General features: G+C 65.5%; 16 protein-coding genes and 4 pseudogenes. 9 read left to right on the top strand and 11 right to left on the bottom strand.

Annotated elements, in window-relative coordinates:
• Positions 1-267 precede the first annotated feature (267 nt).
• From OG331_RS04950 to OG331_RS04925, 6 genes and pseudogenes are all read right to left on the bottom strand, one after another.
• Positions 268-819, bottom strand: coding sequence for an SRPBCC domain-containing protein (locus OG331_RS04950; protein ID WP_406191895.1), 552 nt, complete (start codon positions 817-819; stop codon positions 268-270).
• A 285-nt stretch (positions 820-1,104) separates the two neighbouring features.
• Positions 1,105-1,354 (bottom strand): annotated as a pseudogene (locus tag OG331_RS04945) (IS110 family transposase); the annotation flags it as partial.
• A gap of 117 nt (positions 1,355-1,471) precedes the next feature.
• Positions 1,472-2,371, bottom strand: a pseudogene (locus OG331_RS04940) (IS3 family transposase); the annotation flags it as partial.
• Between the two features lie 14 nt (positions 2,372-2,385).
• Positions 2,386-2,673, bottom strand: a complete 288-nt coding sequence (locus OG331_RS04935) for a transposase (protein ID WP_030596003.1) — start codon at positions 2,671-2,673, stop codon at positions 2,386-2,388.
• Between the two features lie 70 nt (positions 2,674-2,743).
• Positions 2,744-3,058 carry a hypothetical protein gene (locus tag OG331_RS04930; RefSeq protein ID WP_406191893.1) on the bottom strand — a complete coding sequence of 105 codons (315 nt, stop codon included), beginning with the start codon at positions 3,056-3,058 and terminating at the stop codon, positions 2,744-2,746.
• On the bottom strand, positions 3,055-3,222 hold the full coding sequence (locus OG331_RS04925) for a hypothetical protein (protein ID WP_406191891.1): 168 nt from the start codon (positions 3,220-3,222) through the stop codon (positions 3,055-3,057). The genes OG331_RS04930 and OG331_RS04925 overlap by 4 nt, the downstream gene beginning before the upstream one ends.
• Positions 3,223-3,290: 68 nt before the next feature.
• Here OG331_RS04925 and OG331_RS04920 point away from each other — a divergent pair, with 68 nt between their 5' ends.
• Together OG331_RS04920 and OG331_RS04915 are read left to right on the top strand one after the other, a co-directional pair.
• Positions 3,291-4,016: a transposase family protein gene (locus OG331_RS04920; protein ID WP_406191889.1), complete on the top strand. Its 726-nt coding sequence runs from the start codon at positions 3,291-3,293 to the stop codon at positions 4,014-4,016.
• Complete coding sequence (locus OG331_RS04915) at positions 3,932-4,558, top strand: ISAs1 family transposase (protein WP_406191887.1); 627 nt, start codon at positions 3,932-3,934, stop codon at positions 4,556-4,558. The genes OG331_RS04920 and OG331_RS04915 overlap by 85 nt, the downstream gene beginning before the upstream one ends.
• Here the strand turns inward: OG331_RS04915 and OG331_RS04910 are convergent.
• Both OG331_RS04910 and OG331_RS04905 read right to left on the bottom strand, forming a co-directional pair.
• On the bottom strand, positions 4,544-4,774 hold the full coding sequence (locus OG331_RS04910) for a transposase (protein ID WP_406191885.1): 231 nt from the start codon (positions 4,772-4,774) through the stop codon (positions 4,544-4,546). The two genes, OG331_RS04915 and OG331_RS04910, sit on opposite strands and share 15 nt — an antisense overlap.
• Positions 4,775-4,887: 113 nt before the next feature.
• Positions 4,888-6,108 (bottom strand): ABC transporter substrate-binding protein, encoded by a 1,221-nt coding sequence (locus tag OG331_RS04905; protein WP_406191883.1) that lies wholly within the window; start codon positions 6,106-6,108, stop codon positions 4,888-4,890.
• Between the two features lie 383 nt (positions 6,109-6,491).
• Between OG331_RS04905 and OG331_RS04900 the strand changes: the two are divergent.
• The 5 genes and pseudogenes from OG331_RS04900 to OG331_RS04880 all read left to right on the top strand — a co-directional run.
• A pseudogene (locus OG331_RS04900) lies at positions 6,492-6,704 on the top strand (hypothetical protein); the annotation flags it as partial.
• Positions 6,705-7,251: 547 nt separating this feature from the next.
• Entirely contained in the window at positions 7,252-7,440 is a 189-nt protein-coding gene (locus tag OG331_RS04895) for a hypothetical protein (protein ID WP_406210915.1), read from the top strand.
• 34 nt (positions 7,441-7,474) lie between these two features.
• Positions 7,475-7,726 (top strand): DUF5372 family protein, encoded by a 252-nt coding sequence (locus tag OG331_RS04890; RefSeq protein WP_406191881.1) that lies wholly within the window; start codon positions 7,475-7,477, stop codon positions 7,724-7,726.
• A 227-nt stretch (positions 7,727-7,953) separates the two neighbouring features.
• Positions 7,954-8,235: pseudogene (locus OG331_RS04885) on the top strand (recombinase family protein); the annotation flags it as partial.
• Positions 8,236-8,297: 62 nt separating this feature from the next.
• On the top strand, positions 8,298-9,794 hold the full coding sequence (locus OG331_RS04880; RefSeq protein ID WP_406191879.1) for a recombinase family protein: 1,497 nt from the start codon (positions 8,298-8,300) through the stop codon (positions 9,792-9,794).
• Between the two features lie 319 nt (positions 9,795-10,113).
• Here OG331_RS04880 and OG331_RS04875 read toward each other — a convergent pair whose 3' ends face one another.
• Positions 10,114-13,557: a response regulator gene (locus OG331_RS04875; RefSeq protein ID WP_406191877.1), complete on the bottom strand. Its 3,444-nt coding sequence runs from the start codon at positions 13,555-13,557 to the stop codon at positions 10,114-10,116.
• A gap of 197 nt (positions 13,558-13,754) precedes the next feature.
• Between OG331_RS04875 and OG331_RS04870 the strand changes: the two genes are divergently transcribed.
• Together OG331_RS04870 and OG331_RS04865 are read left to right on the top strand one after the other, a co-directional pair.
• On the top strand, positions 13,755-13,886 hold the full coding sequence (locus OG331_RS04870; RefSeq protein WP_406191875.1) for a hypothetical protein: 132 nt from the start codon (positions 13,755-13,757) through the stop codon (positions 13,884-13,886).
• A gap of 269 nt (positions 13,887-14,155) precedes the next feature.
• Entirely contained in the window at positions 14,156-14,656 is a 501-nt protein-coding gene (locus OG331_RS04865) for a transposase (RefSeq protein ID WP_406191873.1), read from the top strand.
• A gap of 296 nt (positions 14,657-14,952) precedes the next feature.
• Here OG331_RS04865 and OG331_RS04860 read toward each other — a convergent pair whose 3' ends face one another.
• Together OG331_RS04860 and OG331_RS04855 are read right to left on the bottom strand one after the other, a co-directional pair.
• Positions 14,953-16,251 (bottom strand): ABC transporter substrate-binding protein, encoded by a 1,299-nt coding sequence (locus OG331_RS04860; RefSeq protein WP_406191871.1) that lies wholly within the window; start codon positions 16,249-16,251, stop codon positions 14,953-14,955.
• A gap of 288 nt (positions 16,252-16,539) precedes the next feature.
• Entirely contained in the window at positions 16,540-16,803 is a 264-nt protein-coding gene (locus OG331_RS04855; RefSeq protein ID WP_406191869.1) for a transposase, read from the bottom strand.
• Positions 16,804-17,274 lie beyond the last annotated feature (471 nt).

The following is a 17,274-nucleotide window of genomic DNA, read 5'->3' as shown; positions in this document are numbered from 1 at the left end:
AAAGCATGGGAGTCACCGAGACTCTGAGCAACGGCCAAGCCACGCCCGGAGCGCCGCCGCCCGGATTGCTGACGTGGCGGCGCAATTTTCGTTCGAAGACTCCCCGGTGCCAAGCCACTCCGTGGCCTGGGAGTGCCCTTTTGCCAGCCGTGGCAGGAGCTGACCGAGGTCGGCGCCTTGGTGACGCGCTACGGGGTAACGCCGTGTACGGCGACGCCAGCCGACTCGCTAACGGCGTTCAGCCGCAGGCACTTGTTGAAGACGACGCTACCCGATGTGTGCTGCGTGCCGCTTGAGTGCAGCCGTTTCGGCGGCCATGCCGGCGCGCATGTGCTTGCCGATGGTGAAGTCCGTGACGGACGCGAGCGGGCCGTCGAGCAGGAGCTCGCTCGTGTAGAGCACCGAGCCGTCGGGCTGTTGCTGGAGCGTTCGGCAGCGCTGGCCGTAGACCAGGAGCGCGTTCCAACCGGCATCCCGCCAGCACAAGCGGGTGTTCTTCTCGACCACGAGGACCGTGTGCTGGGCGTGCATCGTGTGGCTTCCCAGCACCACATCCACGTTGACGGTCGCTCCGCGGGCGAGAGTTCCGTCAGCTCGGACGACCCACGGGTTCCACGAGGAGTAGCCAGGGAGGTCGGTGATGAGCTGCCAGATGTGCTCGGGGGGAGTAGCGATGACAGCCTGCTCGCGGTAGATGACCGAATGAGCCGACGGTACGCGTGGGTCGAGGCCGTCGCTGGTGCCTGCCGCCGCCCCAGATGGAGCGGATAAGAGCAGCAGTGATGAGACGGCTGCCAGTACGGCGGCGACGCGGCGCATAGGTACCTCCTTGTGTGCAGGGCAGGACCGTCCCCGCGAAGGTGCGGAGGCGGCCTGGGCCTACTCGCTTGTGGTTCATGAGATAAGCGCACACTCGCCTGACAGGCGAGGTAGCTACACACAATCGGCTGAAACCGGTGCCCCAGCAGGAGCGGCGGGGCGGTCGACGGCCGGTGAGCGGGAGCGGCTGAGGCGGACTGCCAACAACCGAACGAGGCCGTTGACTCATGTGTCTCGCACGCCACTCCATCTGGGGTGCCAACGGTGTTTCCGAACAGCAACGTAGCCGGTTCCCGGGACGACGACGGTTTGTTCGTCGAGGGCGTCGAAGACGTCGTCGATCAGCCGGGCGGCCATGCGGGGAGCCTTGGGACGGATCACTCGACGAGTTTGCGGCGGCGGATTTCCGCAGAGCGTTGGGAGATCCGTAGCGTTGCTCCAGCAGCCACGTGACGGCCTGGAGGTCGAGGCCGGGGCCCAGGACGCCTTCCACACACGCGTGGGACTGGGTGAGCAGGCCGCGTATGCGGGTGGCTTCGACCCACGCGGCGGGAGAAGCAGTCGATGACGGTGGCGAGGCAGAGAAACTCGCCGTCGCTGACGGGCCGGTAGGTCACATTGAAGTTCCCCCCGGGTCCTGGACAGCGGGTGTTTACGCTGCGGGGGTGAGGTCTTGCCTGAGCAAGGTTCTCGTTTCGAGTGGGGTGACGTACCCGTACTCGGGGTGTCTGCGAAGTCGGCTGCGGTTGTACTCGATCTCGATGTAGCGGAAGACGTCGGCCCGGGCGGCCTCGCGGGTCTCCCAGACGGTGGTTCCGATCTCCGCTTTGAGGACGGCGAACCAGCTTTCCGCAGCAGCGTTATCGTAACAAGAGCCGACACGTCCCATCGACTGTCGCATGCGCAACTTGCGTATCTCGGTGCGGAATTCATCACTCGTGTATTCGCTGCCGCGGTCGGTGTGCATGATGCAGCCGTCCTCCAGACCGCCGCGTCCGGCCGCCATCCGCAGGGCGACGACCGGCAGCTCGGCACGGTGGTGGTCGGCCATCGCCCAGCCGATCACCTCCCGCGTCGCGAGATCGATGCAGGTCGCCAGATACAACTTCCCTTCCAGTGTGACGAGTTCGGTCATGTCACCGACCAGCCGCATCCCGGGACGGGGGGCGGTGAAGTCCCGGCCGATCAGGTCGGCGGTGAACACCGCCCGCCTGGCCTGTCTGGTCAGGCCCCGACGCCGGCGGCGGGTGATCCCGACGATCCGGTACTTGCGCATCAGCCGCTCGACCCTCTTCGGGTTCACCGCCCGCCCGGCCCGCCGCTGGGCGGCGTGGATCCGCGGGGCCCCGTAGGCGCCGCGCGATCCGGCGTGGAGCACTCGGATCTCGTCCACCAGGCGTTCCTCCTCGCGCCGCGCGACCCGGCGCGCTGACTCGGCCGCCCGGTGCGCGTAGTAGGTAGAGCGCGGCACTCCGAGCGCACGGCACAGCAGCGCAACGCTGTGACCTGCGTGCTTGTCGTTCGATGTCTTCTCCGCGTCGATGAAGCGGCACCGCGTGGCGGTGTCTACCTCATCTTGTCCTGCGCGAAGAAGGCGGTCGCTTTTCCCAGGATGTCGACCGTCTTCTCCAGCTCGCGGACCTTACGCCGCAGCTGGGCGAGTTCTTCCCGCTCGGCGCTGGTCAGAGTCCCGGCAGGCCCCTCGCCCCGGTCGACCTTGGCCTGCTTCACCCAGCCACGCAGACCCTCCGGGCTCACCCCCAGGTCCCGGGCGACCTCGGTGACCGTCTTGTCCGACGACAGCGCCAGCGCGACAGCGTCGCGTTTGAACTCGGCCGTGTACCGCTTGCTCATGTTGCTCTTCTTGCTCACTACCTTGACTGCTTCCTCCGGGACCTTCCGTCCCAGTATCAGGCTGTCCAGGTCAAGGGGGGAGCTTCACATCGCCCATGTACTTCAGGTTCGGTGCGGGTGCAGTGAAGTCCGGTTTGAACAGGGCCGGCACTGGCGTCTGCGACGGCTCCGGGACCGTGGGACGCACGCGCTTGCGCAGGCGCACGCCGGCGATGCGGAACTTGCGCATGACGCGGGCGACCCCTTCTCGTTGATCTCCATATCGTCGGGACTCACGGCCGTCGCGCCACTTGTAGTAGGTGGAGCGGCCCACATCGAGCACCTGGCACAACTGCTGATCCTTGAAGGTCTTCCTGTGGTCCTCAATGAACTGGCAGCGGTTCACCAGCTCATCTCGCCGGCGAAATATTTGGTGGCCTGACGCAGGATGTCCCGCTCCGTGGTCAGCGTCGTGTTCTCCTTGCGGACCTGCTTCAGCTCCGCGCGCAGGGCCGCTGCCGCGGCTTCCAGCTGTTCCTCTCGGGTGGGCTCGCTCCAGGGCGGTTGCAAGTTCCGGGATCGAGTGGATCGTCCGCCCCAGCGGGAGTTGACGGGGCAACAGCATAGGCACGAGACCGGTGATCATCAGGGTGTCTACGCCTGCTGATCACATCAAGGTCCCGTGCCTGCCGCTCCGTCCTCCACGATCCCTGCCGTCCTGGCGAAACTGGGCCCCCTTTCACCAGTGCGACACCGGCCGTCTGCGCACCCACCTCCAGCGCCTCCCCGACCCCCGTTCGCGTCGCGGGCGGTGGTATCCCCTGGCCGGCTTGCTGCTGATCTGCGCCTGCGCAGTCGTCTCCGGCGCCCGGACCATCACCGAGATCACCGAGTGGGGACAGCGCGCCACCACCACGGTGCTGGAACAGCTCGGCATCCGCCGCCACCTGCCCGGACATCGACGCACCCCATCCCATGCCACCCTCACCCGGCTCCTGGCCGCCCTCGACGGCGATGCCCTGGACACCGTGATCGGCGCCTACCTGGCCGAACACGACCACACCGATGTCGGCGGCACCGGCTCGGTGCCGCGGCCGGCGATCGCGGTGGACGGCAAGGCGCTGTCCGGCTCCGCGCACCGACAGCAGCGCCACCGGCCCCTGTTGTCCGCCGTCACCCACGCCCCCACCGTCACCCTGGCCCAGCGGGAGGTGGGGGCCAAGACCAACGAGACGGCCGCTTTCCGTCCGCTGCTGGAACCCTCGATCTGGCCGGTGCCGTGGTCACCTTCGACGCCCTGCACCGTGTCAAGGACCAGGTGCGCTGGCTGGTGGAGGAGAAGAAAGCCCACTGCATCGCCGTGATCAAAGGAAACCAGCCGACCGCGTCCGCCCAGGTCAAAGCCCTGCCATGGGAGCAGGTGCCGATAGCGCACACCGTCTCCGGGACCGGGCACGGGCGGCGGGAGTCCCGCTCGGTCGAGGCGATGGCTATCGCGGCGAACCTGGGCGGGATCGCTTTTCCGGAAGCACGGCTGGCCTTGTGTATCCACGGGCGCCGCCGGGACAGCGGCAAGCGGCAGACCCGGGAGACGGTCTACGCCGTCACCAGCCTCGATACCCACCAGGCCAGCCCTGCTGACCTGGGCGGATACGTCCGCGGGCACTGGGGAATCGAGAATTCCAGCCACCATGTCAGAGATGTGGTGTTCGTCGAGGACGCCTCCACCGTCCACACCGGCAGCGCGCCGCGAGCGATGGCGGCCTTGCGGAATCTGGCCATCGGCAGGCTGCGGCTGCTGGGAGCGGACAACATCGCCAAGACCACCCGAGCGATCCGGGACGCACCCGAACACGCCATCTGGATCTGGGGCATCACCGACAGCCCACTCCTACCGGGAACCTGAAGCCGCCCTGGGCTCGCTCACCGCGGCCGGCTCCTTCATCGTGCTCGTGTTCGTGCTGTCCACCCCGCCATGACGGGCCCGCTCGGCGGATACCCAGTCGGGCAGTGTGTCCCGGCTCACCCCGAGATTCTGAGCCACCCCGGCCAGGGCGTGGCCCGCATCCGAGAGGTACAGGGCGACAGCATCCGCCTTGAACTCCGGCGAGTAGAACTTCATCAACATAGGGGACCCCTCTTCCTCGGCCCCAGGTCAGGGCCTGATCGAGGTGTCCACCACCCAGGGGGAGGTGCCCAGCATGGAGGCGGCGAGCTCGAAGAGCGCGTCGAGGGTCAAGGCGCAGGGACGCCGTCTGACGGAGCTGGTGGTAGGGGTGCGGTGACGGGAACTACGGGGCCGTTGCCGCCGTCGGTAGTTAGTGGCTGACCCTGAAGGGTATAGGCGGTGCCCTGGATACTGGCGATCTGAGCCCCGGTATAACCGCCATGCTGGGTGGTACTGAAGTCGAAAGGAGTCAGGCCCGGCCCCGGCGATATCCCGCCTTTCTCCAGAGTTGTAGTCAATGACTCTCTGGTTAGATTTCGCCCGTTACGTTGAAGCGCTTCGACGAATGTGTACGCCGCAGACATTCCATAAACGAACCATTGATCGAATGGCTGGGTTGGAGCGTATTTATCATGAACTCTTTTCATTAGCCGGTTCCAGCTGCTTGAGGTTTCGCTGATGGGTGTCAGGAAGGTGTCTGTGATGATTGGGCTAGATGTGGAAGGCAAGGCTGCCAGGGCATCCTGATCGATGCCGCCGAAGCTGACTGCCAGCTGTGCGTTATTGCCGAGTCTTAGCTGGGTCAGCCGTAGCAGCGCGGCGTAGGCGGGTTGGGTAAACGCAATGATCACGTCGGCCTTGGCTCGAATTATTGCCTGTACTTGCGAGTCGAGGTTGTGAACGCCTATCGGGTGCTTCTGCCGGGTGACCACCAGGGAGGAGGGGACGACGAGGTCCAACCCTTTTACGCCACCTCTGCCGTAGCCGTCGTCTTGGTAAAGGTAAGCAATGCGCTTCCCGGGGAATTTTCTCTTCATGTAGAATCCGAGTATCTTCCCTTCTCGGGTGAGGTCGGTTTGCCAGCCGAATGTGTATGGAAGTTTTCCGGGGTCATTCCAGCATGGACAGCCACTGGCGGGAAACAGATCTGGAACTTTGTGCTTGTTGAGATAATTGACGACTGCTGAATGCGGACCGGTGCCAAGTCCGTTGAATATCGCGAATACCTTGTCCTGCTCAACCAGTTTGGGCACGACTTGGACGGCGTTGGAGGGAGTATAGGCATCGTCCCGATATGCGTATATGATTCTTCTGCCGTGGACGCCGCCGTGGTCATTGACGAAGTCGAAGTATGCCTTTGCCGCTGGTGCAACACCGCTATATGCGGCCGATGTGGTCCCGGTGAGGGGCTGATGACTTCCGATCGTGATGGTGGTTGAAGTAACACCGGGCGTGGAGGACTCACCATCTGAACCGCAACCAGCGGCCACCAGGAGGAGGGCAGCCATGGAAGCGATCACGCGTAGGCCAGCGCTCTGATGGGCCGATCCGTGCTGGAGAGTACGAACCTGCGGTCGCCGCGCCCGAGTACTTCTTCCTCTGAGCAACATCACCGTTACCTCTGTTGACCCGCGGATTCGACATCGATCCGCGATCTTGTCGGGCTCCAGCCCGATCGGTTGTAGCCGAAAGGCAATGCCCTCCACGTACTCTGGTCCGCTGGCCCAGCGGCCGCAACTGCGAGGATCGGACAGCCCGCGTCGGCCTTCACCCCGCGCCATGTACGTGTGGCGGAAGGTGTCAACGACTCCTGAATTTGGTTCTCGATCACTTTTGGTGCCGTAGCCACGGAGGGTCACCACAACCGCGATCATGAACGGCCGCGAGTGATGTGTTCCTCCAGGACCTCGTTCGACCACGTCGAAGGCGTTGTGATCGAAAGCGTGGTGGTCGACGGCGAGTATTGATTGTGCGGAGCCGTGCATCGGCGGAGCGGGCCGCGTGTCCCGCTTGTGGGACGGTGTCGGGCCGGGCGCACAGCAGATACGCCGACACTGCAGTCGGCGGGCGGCATGTGGTGATCGAGTTACAGGTTCGGCGGTTCCGCTGCCGCGACCGCACCTGGCGGCAGGCCACGTCCGTCGAGCAGATCGACGGGCTGACCTTCCGGCACGGGAGACGGGGGACCGGGCTGCAGTCGGCACCGGAACAGGTAGCGGTGATGCTGACGGTCCGAGCCGGTGCCCGACTGGCGGACACGCTCGCGCTCCGGGGCGAGCCGGTCGACGCTCCTACAGACGCGCCGCATGCCGGAGCCCGAAGGGCACACGCCGCGGTGCGGTCATCCAGCACCGGGCCCTACTGCGCGAGCCGGGGAGAACAGCCCCGGTCCGCGCCGCGGAGTCCATGGAGGGCCTGGAGATTAGGCCGCGTTCCCCGGATGGGCCACGACAGTCAGGCCGTCTACCCGACCGGGTGCGCGAGCTGCACGCGGCTGTCCATGGCCTGCTGGAGCGGCTCGGGTTCCGGGCCGATCGCCTGCCGACTGGGCATGACCGCACCGTGCGCCGCCTCGCGCGTGCGGCCACCACGGACCAGCTCCTCGTCGGACAGTGGACCGGCCGGACCAGCATCCTCGATCCCCACAGGTCGTGGCCGCGCAGGGCGTCGAGGTCTTCCTCGACAGGCTGCGGTCGCCGTTGAAGGGCCGCAGCTTCACCCCGGTTCCGGTACGGGAACGGTTTTTCGACGACGGCCGAGTTCAGCCGACGCCGACACGGATGAGTCCGAAGGCGAACGGTAAGCTGCATCGCCTGGGCTTCCCGACGGTCCTCGCATAGGGCCGCATCATCCAGGGAGCTATTGGGTTCGCTGGTGGTCACCCACCCGTTCCACCCGCTCACCGGTCGTGAGCTGGAGATTCTGTACGTCAAGCGCCGGAGCTTTGCGCTGGTCTTCGTCTGCGCGAGCGGTGCAGGCCGGAGCGTGACGCTGCCGCAGGCGTGGACCGACCTAGGGGTTGCGGCCGAGCAACACCCGCTCGCGGTCGAGGGCCTGTGTGCTGCCCGTGCCCTGGTGAATGCCCTGGTGAGCCGTGGTGCGGACCAGTACGGGGGCGGATCCTGATGGCATGTGAGACGTGTCGCGCGAGTGCCCTGGCGTGGGCGGGAGCGAGGGGCCGTGCCGCGGATCGGGGTGTTTGGCGAGAAGGTGATGGTGCTGGCCAACATGGTCGAGTCCGTGCTGGGAGGCGGCCGTGAACGGGCAGTCGAAGATCACCTCGTCGCACCGGTCCCGGCAGGCGGTGGTCTACCTGCGGCAGTCGACGTATGTGCAGGTGAGGGACAACACCGAGTCTACGGCCAGGCAGTACGCGCTGGCTGGTGGCGAAGGTCTGTCTGGGCGAGGTCGGGGCGGTCTTCGGGCTGGAGGTGTCCCGCCTGGCCCGGTCCTCGGCGGACTTCGCCCGGCTGCAGCTGGCCCGGCTGACGGACGCGCTGCTGGTGGACGGCGACGGGGTCTACGACCTGGCGGACATCAACGACCGGCTGCTGCTGGGGCTCAAGGGCAGCATGAGCGAGGCCGAACTGCACATTCTGGCTGGTCGGTTGCAGGGAGCGAAGCGGGCCGCCGCGGAGCGGGGCGAGTTGCACTTCCCGCTGCCGGTCGGCTACGTCTACGACGACGAGGGCGATGTGTGCTCGACCCGGACGTGGAGGTGCAGACCGCGATCCGGGACGTCTTCGCGTCGTTCGCGGCGGGCGGGTCGGCCTATGCGGCGGTGGCCGCCTTCGTCGGCCGGCGTTTCCCGCTGCGGGCCTATGGAGGCGTGTGGGCAGGCCAGTTGCGCTGGGGAAAGCTCACCCACGCCAGGGTGCTGGGAGTGCTGAGCAACCCGTGCTACGCGGGCACCTACGTCTACGGCCGGTACGCGACCCGGCGCACGGTGGAGCCGGATGGCACTGTGCGCACCGGGGTGCGGCTGCTGCCGAGGGACCAATGGCCGGTGGTGCTGCATGACCACCACGAGGGCTACATCACCTGGCAGAACTTCCTGGGCATCGAGGCGAAGCTGAAGGCCAACTGCACTCATGACGGTGCCCGCCCGGCCCGCGAGGGCCTGGCCCTGTGTCAGGGGATCATCGGCTGCGGCTCGTGCGGGCGCCCGATGACCACCCGCTACCACCGCGGCGGGCAGGCGGCCTACGAGTGCTCCGGGTCGAAGGCCGACCACCAGGGCACACCGACTTGCCGGTCCATCAGGGCGGACGTCGTCGATGACGCGGTGGCCGCACGCCTGCTCGCCCGGCTCACCTCGGACCAGATCACCGTCGCGCTGGCCGCCGCGGACGAGGTCACCACCCGGCACACGCGTGTCCACCGGGCGGCCGAGTTGGCGGTGGAACGCGCCCGCTACGAGGCGGACCGCGCCGAGCGGGCCTTCACAGCGGTCGATCCCGGAAACCGGCTCGTCGTCCAGACGCTGGAGAGCCGGTGGGAGGCCAGGCTCACCGCCCTGGCCGAGGCCGAGGCGGCTCTCACGACGGCACGGGAGTCCCGCCCGTCGCTGCCCGACCGGGACGGCCTGTTGGCTTTGGCCACCGGTCTGCCCCGCCTCTGGCACGCGGCCGACACCCGGGACAAGGACAAAAAACGCCTGCGTGTCGGACGTGACGCTGCTGCCGGAGACCGACCGATGGCGAGCCCGTGTCGGCTTGCGTTGGCACACTGGGGCGAGCGAGGAGGTCGCTCTCGAACGGCCCAAGCCCGCGCCGGAGGCTCGGCGGACCCCGTCGTCGGCGCTCGCGCTGATCAGCCGGCTCGGTCCGCAGCTTCGCGACGCCGAGATCGTCACCGAACTGGCGGCGGCCGGCATCACCACCGGCTCCGGCCGCCCGTTCGACGAGGCCGCGGTGCGCTGGGTCCCCCACGTCCACAAGATCCCCTCCCCGTTCACGGTCCCGTTCAGGGACGGGAGATCTCGGTCAAGGAGGTGGCCCGCCGCCTGGTCATCGCGGCCGACGCGGTCTACTACTTGATCACCCACGGACAACTGGCCGCCCGCAAGACTCCCAGCGGACGCTGGTGCGTCCCCTGGGACGAAGAGACCGAGGCCGACTGCCGACGGCGCATCGCCGAATCCGGGCACCCCACCCCGAAAACCCGAACCATCACAGCAGGAGGGGCAGTATGAAGCCGCCATGCCCACCGTGGCGGACCGGCCTACCGGTCCAGGCATCCTTGAAGCTTTGCTGGAACCGATCTTCGTGTTACTAAGGGTTCCGTCCGAAGCACCGGACCCGTGACGCCGGCGCTGAGACTCGCTTTCCTGACCAGCTACTCCAGGTGGTGGAGGGCGATATCGAGCACCGTCTTGGAGTGGATGCCGTTGCGGGTGTTGCCGTTGGTCGTCTTCTCGTGCCCAAGGTGATCGGTGATCTTACCCTCGAGAGCCGACTACGGGATCCTCTTCGACAACTGCTGCAGCAGGCCGCCCTCGCCAGCCGGGCACTTCATTCTGTGGTGTGGGCGTACCGGCCGAGGGTGGTGGCCAGGGTCTTGATGGTGAGGGGCTTGGTGAGGAAGTCGTCCATGCCGGCGGCGGTGCACGCCTCATAGTCTTCTTGCATGGCGCTGGCGGTTAGGGCGATGATGCGCGGGCGCTGGTCCGTGGGCCATTCCTGGTGGATAGCCCGCGAGGCGTCCAGACCGTTCATAACGGGCATCTGGACATCCATCAACACGACGTCGTAGTGCTGGCGGCGGAGAGCTTCGAGGGCCTGGGCTCCGTCGCCGACCGCGTCCGCCGAGTAGCCGATCTTAGACAGCATGCGCAGAGCGAGCTGCTGATTGACGTTGTTGTCCTCGACCAGCAGGATCCGCAGTGGTGCTGGCTCAGGGCTTGGTGCTGTCCTGATGGCGGGGCGTTCGGCTGCGGTACCCCCTTCGGGAATCAGTGCCTGGCGCAGACTGGCATACAGCTGTGCGGCTTTGATCGGTTTGGTGTGGTAGGCCGAGAACAGCGACAGATCCTCGGGGCGGACATCTGCCTTGCCTAGGGAGGTCAGGAGGATCATCGGCAGGTTGTTGCGTAGAGCGTTGATCTCACGGGCGAGGGCTACGCCGGTCATACGAGGCATTTGCATGTCCAGGACAGCTACGTTAAAGGGGTCGCCGTCGCGGATCCATCCGAGGGCCTCCTCGGGCGATCCGGTGGCGCGGACGTGCATACCCCAGAGCTCGCCTTGGCGGGTAAGGATCATGCGGTTAGTCGGATTGTCGTCGACAGCCAGCATGCGCCGGCCGCGCAGATCATCGCGGGGTGTGGCGTGGGAGTGCCGCACCTGCGAGGGAACCTGCTGGGTGGGGGTAGTGAAGTGGAACTTGGAACCATGACCAGCTTCCGACTCGGCCCAGATGGTTCCGCCCATCAGCTTGACCAGGCGTTGACTGATGGCCAGTCCCAGCCCGGTGCCGCCATAGCGGCGGGTGGTGGAGGAGTCGAGCTGCTCGAATGGCTGGAAGAGCTGTTTCATCCGTTCCGGGGGGATCCCCATCCCGGTGTCGCGGACGCAGAAGTGCGCCGTGAAGGCCTCCCGCCCGTTGGGCTGACCGTTCGGCGGCACGGCTGGTTCGAGTCGGTCGACGGTCAGCACGATCTCGCCGGTGTCGGTGAACTTCACGGCGTTGCTGAGGAGATTGATGATGATCTGGCGCAGGCGCAACCCATCGCCCATGATTTCGTCGGGCAGTGCGACGTCAATGATGTATGCCAGGTCGAGGTTTGACTTTTCCCGTGTTCTCGGAACGATCAGATCGAAAGCCGATTCGATGCACTGGCGCAGGTCGACTGGTGTCTGCTCCAGTTCGAACTTGCCGGCTTCGAACTTGGAGAAGTCGAGGATGTCGTTAATGATCGTCAGCAGGCTGTCAGCGCTGGTGGCGACGATCTCGGCGAGGCTGCGCTGCTCGTGACTCAGTGATGTGTCCAGCAGCAGCTCGGTCATGCCCAACACGGCGTTCATGGGGGTGCGGATTTCATGACTCATGGTGGCAAGGAACGCGCCCTTGGCCCGGTTGGCACTCTCGGCTGCCCGCGCTGCGGACTCGAGTTTTTGTGCTGCGATTTCCCGCTCGCGTACCCGGCCGAGCTGGCTGACCAGGTTGGTGATGAGTGCCGTGGTTGATGGGTTCAACTCGTCGGACTTCGTGGTGAAGAACTCCACGACACCGGCGTTGCCCTGGTGGACAAGCACTGGGAAAGCAACTGCCCCGGTGATGCCTTCCTTTTCAGGGAGCGCAGCGGCCCAGCCGGTACCTGGTGTCAGCGGCTCTGGACCCTGCGGCTGGCCGCTTGAGCAGGCGCGAAGGGCCAGCGGGGACGGTTCGAGCTCGGCCAGCGTGCGTACTTGCTTCAGCTGTGGTGCAGACCATTGGGTACGGGTGTACCAGCTGGGGGAGGCCGCAAGGATGTCGGTGGCTGCGCCGGCGGGGGAGTCGTCGAAAGAGTTGGTTGTGTAGGCGTGGGCAGCTGGCCAGCTCATGAGTTCGCAGATCAGAGGCAGGCCATTGGCAAGGGCCTCATCCCAGGTTATGGCCTTGTTGGCGGCGATGGCGACGCCTTGCAGAAGGTTGAGTGAACGGGTGCGCTGGTGCAGCTCATCGGTCCTCACGCGTACCTTCTCCTCGACGGCGGTGTAGCTCTCCTGCAAGTGGTCGGCCATGGAATTGAATGTGTCTGCCAGCGTGGCGATTTCGTCATGGCTGGATACTCGGGCGCGCCGGCCAAGATCTCCCGCTGTTAGTGACCGCGCAGCTTCAGCAACGGAGGAAACGTTGCGGGCGATGCTGCGGGCCATCAGGGTGGTCAACGCGACGATCAGGGCCAGCCCTGTGCCGATGGCCACCAGCAGCACGGTGTGGCGCGTTTCGACCTGGCTGATCCGCGTCTGCAGCATATGTTCTTCCTGGTCGAACATCGCGTTCCACAGTTGCTTGCTGGCGTGCAGGGCATCGCGGGTCAGCGCCTGCGCATCCCCCAGGGACAGGTCTGAGCGGCCGGACGACACCTGCTGGTTCGCGCTGCCGATCAAGGCGTTGACAGAGGTACTGACCTGGCTCAGGAGCGGTGCCAGCGTGGGACGCAGGTCGTCGTTCTGGTTGTTGGACAGAGTGCCCTCGAAAGCACGATTGAGGGCATCGGTGAGCTGCTCAAGCTGCTGGCTGAGCAGGAGACCGGTCGCCTGAATGCGACTATCTGAACGGCTGGGACTGTCGGCCTGCGTGGCGGTGATAACGGAATCGCCGAGCTGGCTGATCTGATTGACCAGTGGCGGTTCGAGCTTCAGCATCGCGGAACCGGTGTAGAAGGTGTCCGGCTGGGGATCAAAGTTGATCTTGGAGGCGTCACCCAAGTAGGAGTAGAGCAGCAGCACGTTGTTGATCAGTTGCGGTGTGAAGCCTGCACTAAGAGCATTGACTGGGCCGGTCGTTTTGATGCCCTGCCACTGGTTGATCAGATTCGCGAGAGTCAGCTGCCCTTTGCCCTCTGCTTCTACTGTCGCGTTCATGCGTTCCTGCAATGAGCGATCAGTCCGGCTCAACTGGGCGAAATCGCGGTCCACTGCGGCTTGGGCTGCTATGACCTCATGGGCTGGGACCTGCCTGCTCTGCCCCATCTGGGTGCTCAATGAGCGATATGAGAGAAGATCGAGGGTGAGAATGGTCAGGGGCCGGGCATACTCGACACCCTGCACCTCTTCATGGGAGGTGCGCAGGCTGTTGCCCTGCTGGCTGACCAGATAGACCGCCGCCAGGATCAGCGGCACCAAGAATGCCAGTGCGATGATGGTGAGTTTTTGCCAGATCTGCAGCCTGACACGCCCGAAGCGCAACTGCCCAAATGGCAGCCGCCTCCTGACCGCTGGAGCCTCGGAGGCTGGGCCTGTGCTGCTCATCTTGGCCTTCAGTGGGTCGCCGGGACATCACTTTGGGTTACCGCTGGCAGATGCCTGCTGCGTATTCCCAGTTTGGAGCACCTCGTGCAATGTTGCACATTTCGCTGTGCTTGGCGGGGCCAACTGAAGGAGGCAGCGCATCTTCCCCCACGGCAGCTGTAGATAGCCGTTCCTAGACGCGGGAGGCGTTCGCGCAGATGACTCGGGGCGCGGCCTGGGTCGTGGAACTCCTCGATGACGGCGACGGGCGCCTGATCACGGACGCGACGGGGGACCTGAAGTCCTCGACCGACGCGGTGGGCGGGATGGTGTCCCGCCAAGTGGTGTAGCAGCGATCACCGCGTAGGTGCAGGTCGTGGGACAGATGCAGGCGCCCGCCCGCCGGATGGGTCTGACGCTGCGCCAGTTGGTGACGCCTACGGCGCGACACTGTCGACCTTGCCGCGACCTTCTCCGAAGCCAGGGCCAGGGCTCCTCGCCGGCCGCCCCGGCCTACCTGATGACCAGTCAGGTCAGCAGGGGTGTCGTGCAGGCTGATTGGCCGTGCGACCTGCATCTTCGCCGTGATCGCTGCTGCACCACACTGCGGGACACGACTGTGGCCGCGGTCCGCCAGTACTCCGGCTCGGTCGGCGGAGTCCATCTGTGCCAGGTCGCCGTGCACGTCACCGTAGCGACGTCCGCCTGGCACTGCCTCATCGACCGGCGTTTGTATTTCACCACGGAGTGGGCCGGAAACGCGGAACGCCGCGAATTGACCGGTGTGCCCGACGAGCTATGGTCCGCGACCAAGCCCCAGCTCGCGGCGGACATGCTCCGTGCTGCTGGCCAGGACATATCCGCCTCCTTCTTCCGGAGCGATGAGGTCCACGGAGGGCGGGAGCTGCGTACCGCCTGCCGCGAGCTCGGCCTTGGCCGCGTCGTGGCAGTGTGCTCCAACCACCAGGTCAGCACCCCTGCCACGAAGCTGAGCGTGGCCAAGGCCAGCACCCTGTTGCTGAAGCGGACCTGGCACAGGAGGCCGACGGGTGCGAGGCAAAGGGGCGTACGCGACTATGACTGGGCGATGATTGAGGTCACCGCCGACGACACTCCTTAGGGACTCGACCGCGACGCGGGAACGACCGCCCTGCTGGTAATGTCGGCACCGATACACCCGTACCCTGTACTGCCACCGCTGCTTCGCCCCCGGGCCGGTGACACTGGCGCGGCTTGTATCACTGCTGTGCCGCAGGTTTCCCCTCAGTTGGGAACGAGCTGTTTCACGAGCGTGGCGGAGGCGGGATGCCGGTCGCGGGGGCGGGCGGTAGGGCTGTCGTGTAGGGGGTGACGGGGCCATCCCCGTCGTCTGTAACAAGTGGTTTTCCCTGCAAGACGATGGCGTTTCCTTTGATCTCACCGATCTGGGTTCCGATGTAGCCGCTGTGCGAGGTGCGACTGTAGTGAATGGAACGAGCCCGAATCCAGGCGAGAATCCGCTGCCGTGTTCGGGCCTTCACCCGAGGCTGGTGGCGGCGCCGTGGGGCCGGCTGCGTCGGGGATGCCGTTGGCGGGTGGTTCGGCGGAGGGGGCGGTGTGGGAGGTGACGGGGCCGTCTGCACTGTCGGTGATCATGGGTAGGCCCTGCAGCGCGATGGCAGTGCCTTTGATGACGCCGATTCGGGTTCCAGTGTATCCGGCGTGCGAGGTGGGGCTGTAGTCCAGCGGCGTCACGCCGGGGCTGGGGAAGCCGCCTTGTTCCAATGCGGCGACCAGTGATGCGCGGGTCAGGTCCCTGCCCGTTCGTTGCAGCGCCTGGACGAACAGGTATGCGGTTAGCACACCGACTTCTGTGTAGCGGGTCAGCGGCTGGTCCGGCAGGGAACGGGCGTGGATCATCTTCACCAGCTGGATCCACTTGTTCGAGGTGTCGGAGATCGGCGGCAGATACGAGTCGGTGACGATGCCCTGGATTTGCGCCGCTCCTCCGTTCTGTTGTGTGTCGGCGGTTTCCAGGAGGCCGGAGAGGGTTTCCGGATCGGATCCGGAATAGCTGACGACCAGATCGGCGGTGTTGCCCGATTCCTGCTGGGCCAGACGCAGCAGCGCCGTCTGGCTGGGGACGGAGAAGCTCACGATGACTTCAGCCCGGGCCCGGGCGATCGCCTGCATCTGTTCGGTGGCGTCGTTGTAGCCGGGCCGGTAGCTCAACCGGGCGACCACCGAGGATGCCGGGATAGTTTTGTCGAGGCCTCGGACCCCGCTCCTGCCCAGGTCGTCGTTCTGGTAGAAGTAGGCGACTCTCTTTCCGGGGAAAGTTTTATTGACGTAGTCACCGAGAATTTTCCCCTCCCGAACGAAGTCTGTTTGTAGGGCAAATGTATACGGAAGTCTTTTAGGGTCGTTCCAGCAAGGGCACCCCGAGACGGGGAAGAGATCGGGAACCTTGTTGGTGTTGAGGTAGTCGACGACTGCCTGGTGAGGGGCGGTGCCCAACCCTGCCAGGATGGCGAAGACTTTGTCCTGTTCCACGAGCCTACGCACAACGCGGACCGTATTGTCGGGATTGTAGGCATCATCCCGATAATTGAAGAAGATCTTGCGTCCATGGACGCCACCGTTGGCATTGACATAGTCGAAATAGGCTCTAGCAGCCGGCGCGAACTGGCTGAAACCGGCAGCGGCAGGGCCGGTGAGCGGCTGGTGACTCCCCACGGTGACAGCTGTATCGGTAACGCCAGGGGTCGGACTTCCGGCATCACTCTGCGTCGAGCTACAGCCGGAAATCACGAGGAGCAGGGCACCCAGCGCAGCAAGAGCGGGAATCCACGCACGCCTGATCATGACGTTCTCTGCAGCATGGCGACCTCGACTTTCTCAGGCCAGCACCCGCACCGTCACGCGCCCACAGGCAGGCCCGCTGCTCTCGACGCCAGTGGCGGCCGACAATGTCTCAACAGAAGCAGTCCGCCAACTACTGCGCAACCGCAAACCGATCTGCCGTCAGACCGTTGCTGCAACGTTTCGGACGCTGGTCAATCCCGCCCGCAGCCCGAGATCGTCCCCATCCCACCGTTGAACTTCGCGTGTGTGAGGGGCGCCCTCGCCCCGGTCCGCCTTCGCCCGGTGGTACCAGCCCCGCAGGGACTCGGAATCTTTGCCGAGTTCCCGGGCGATGGCGGTGACCGTCTTGCCTGAGGAATCGACGAGCGCGATCGGGTCCCGCTTGAACTCCTCGGTGTACCGCTTCGTGTACTTGCTTCCCACCTGGTACTACTTCCTCTGGAACCCCAAGATCCCAGTCTCCAGGTGTTCACGATCAAGGGGATAGCTTCGTCCTGCGTTCGGGCGAGCTCGCCCCGGTGCATCTGGAGGCTTGGGGGGCACACCTGACGGTCCAGCACTGTCTTTCCCGCGTGATCGTCGACATCGCCGGCCGGCATCGCCTGGACCAGGACCGGATCTCCTTTGTCGAGGCCCTCAAGGCGGTACGCCGCAGCGTCGTCCAGTGTCGTCCAGCAGGCGACGAGCCCCCCGCCGGCTCGGGAAGTTCCTTACCACCGTCGCAGCCAAACTCCGCAAACTCGACATCGGACCGCGCCGCGACCGCGAAGCCGACCGACTCGTCAAGCGCTTCAAGCTCAGTGCGCCGCCCTCCCGAGATTGGTTTAGCTATCAAGCAACTGCATTGAGACACACCACGCCCACTACCAGCCTGCTTGGCCCACAACGGCATGC

It is taken from the genome of Streptomyces sp. NBC_01017 (assembly GCF_045162795.1).
In the GTDB taxonomy this organism is placed as follows: Bacteria; Actinomycetota; Actinomycetes; order Streptomycetales; family Streptomycetaceae; genus Streptomyces; species Streptomyces machairae.
The sequence above is the reverse complement of the archived record's forward strand: the minus strand, read 5'-3'. Positions and strand labels throughout refer to the sequence as shown.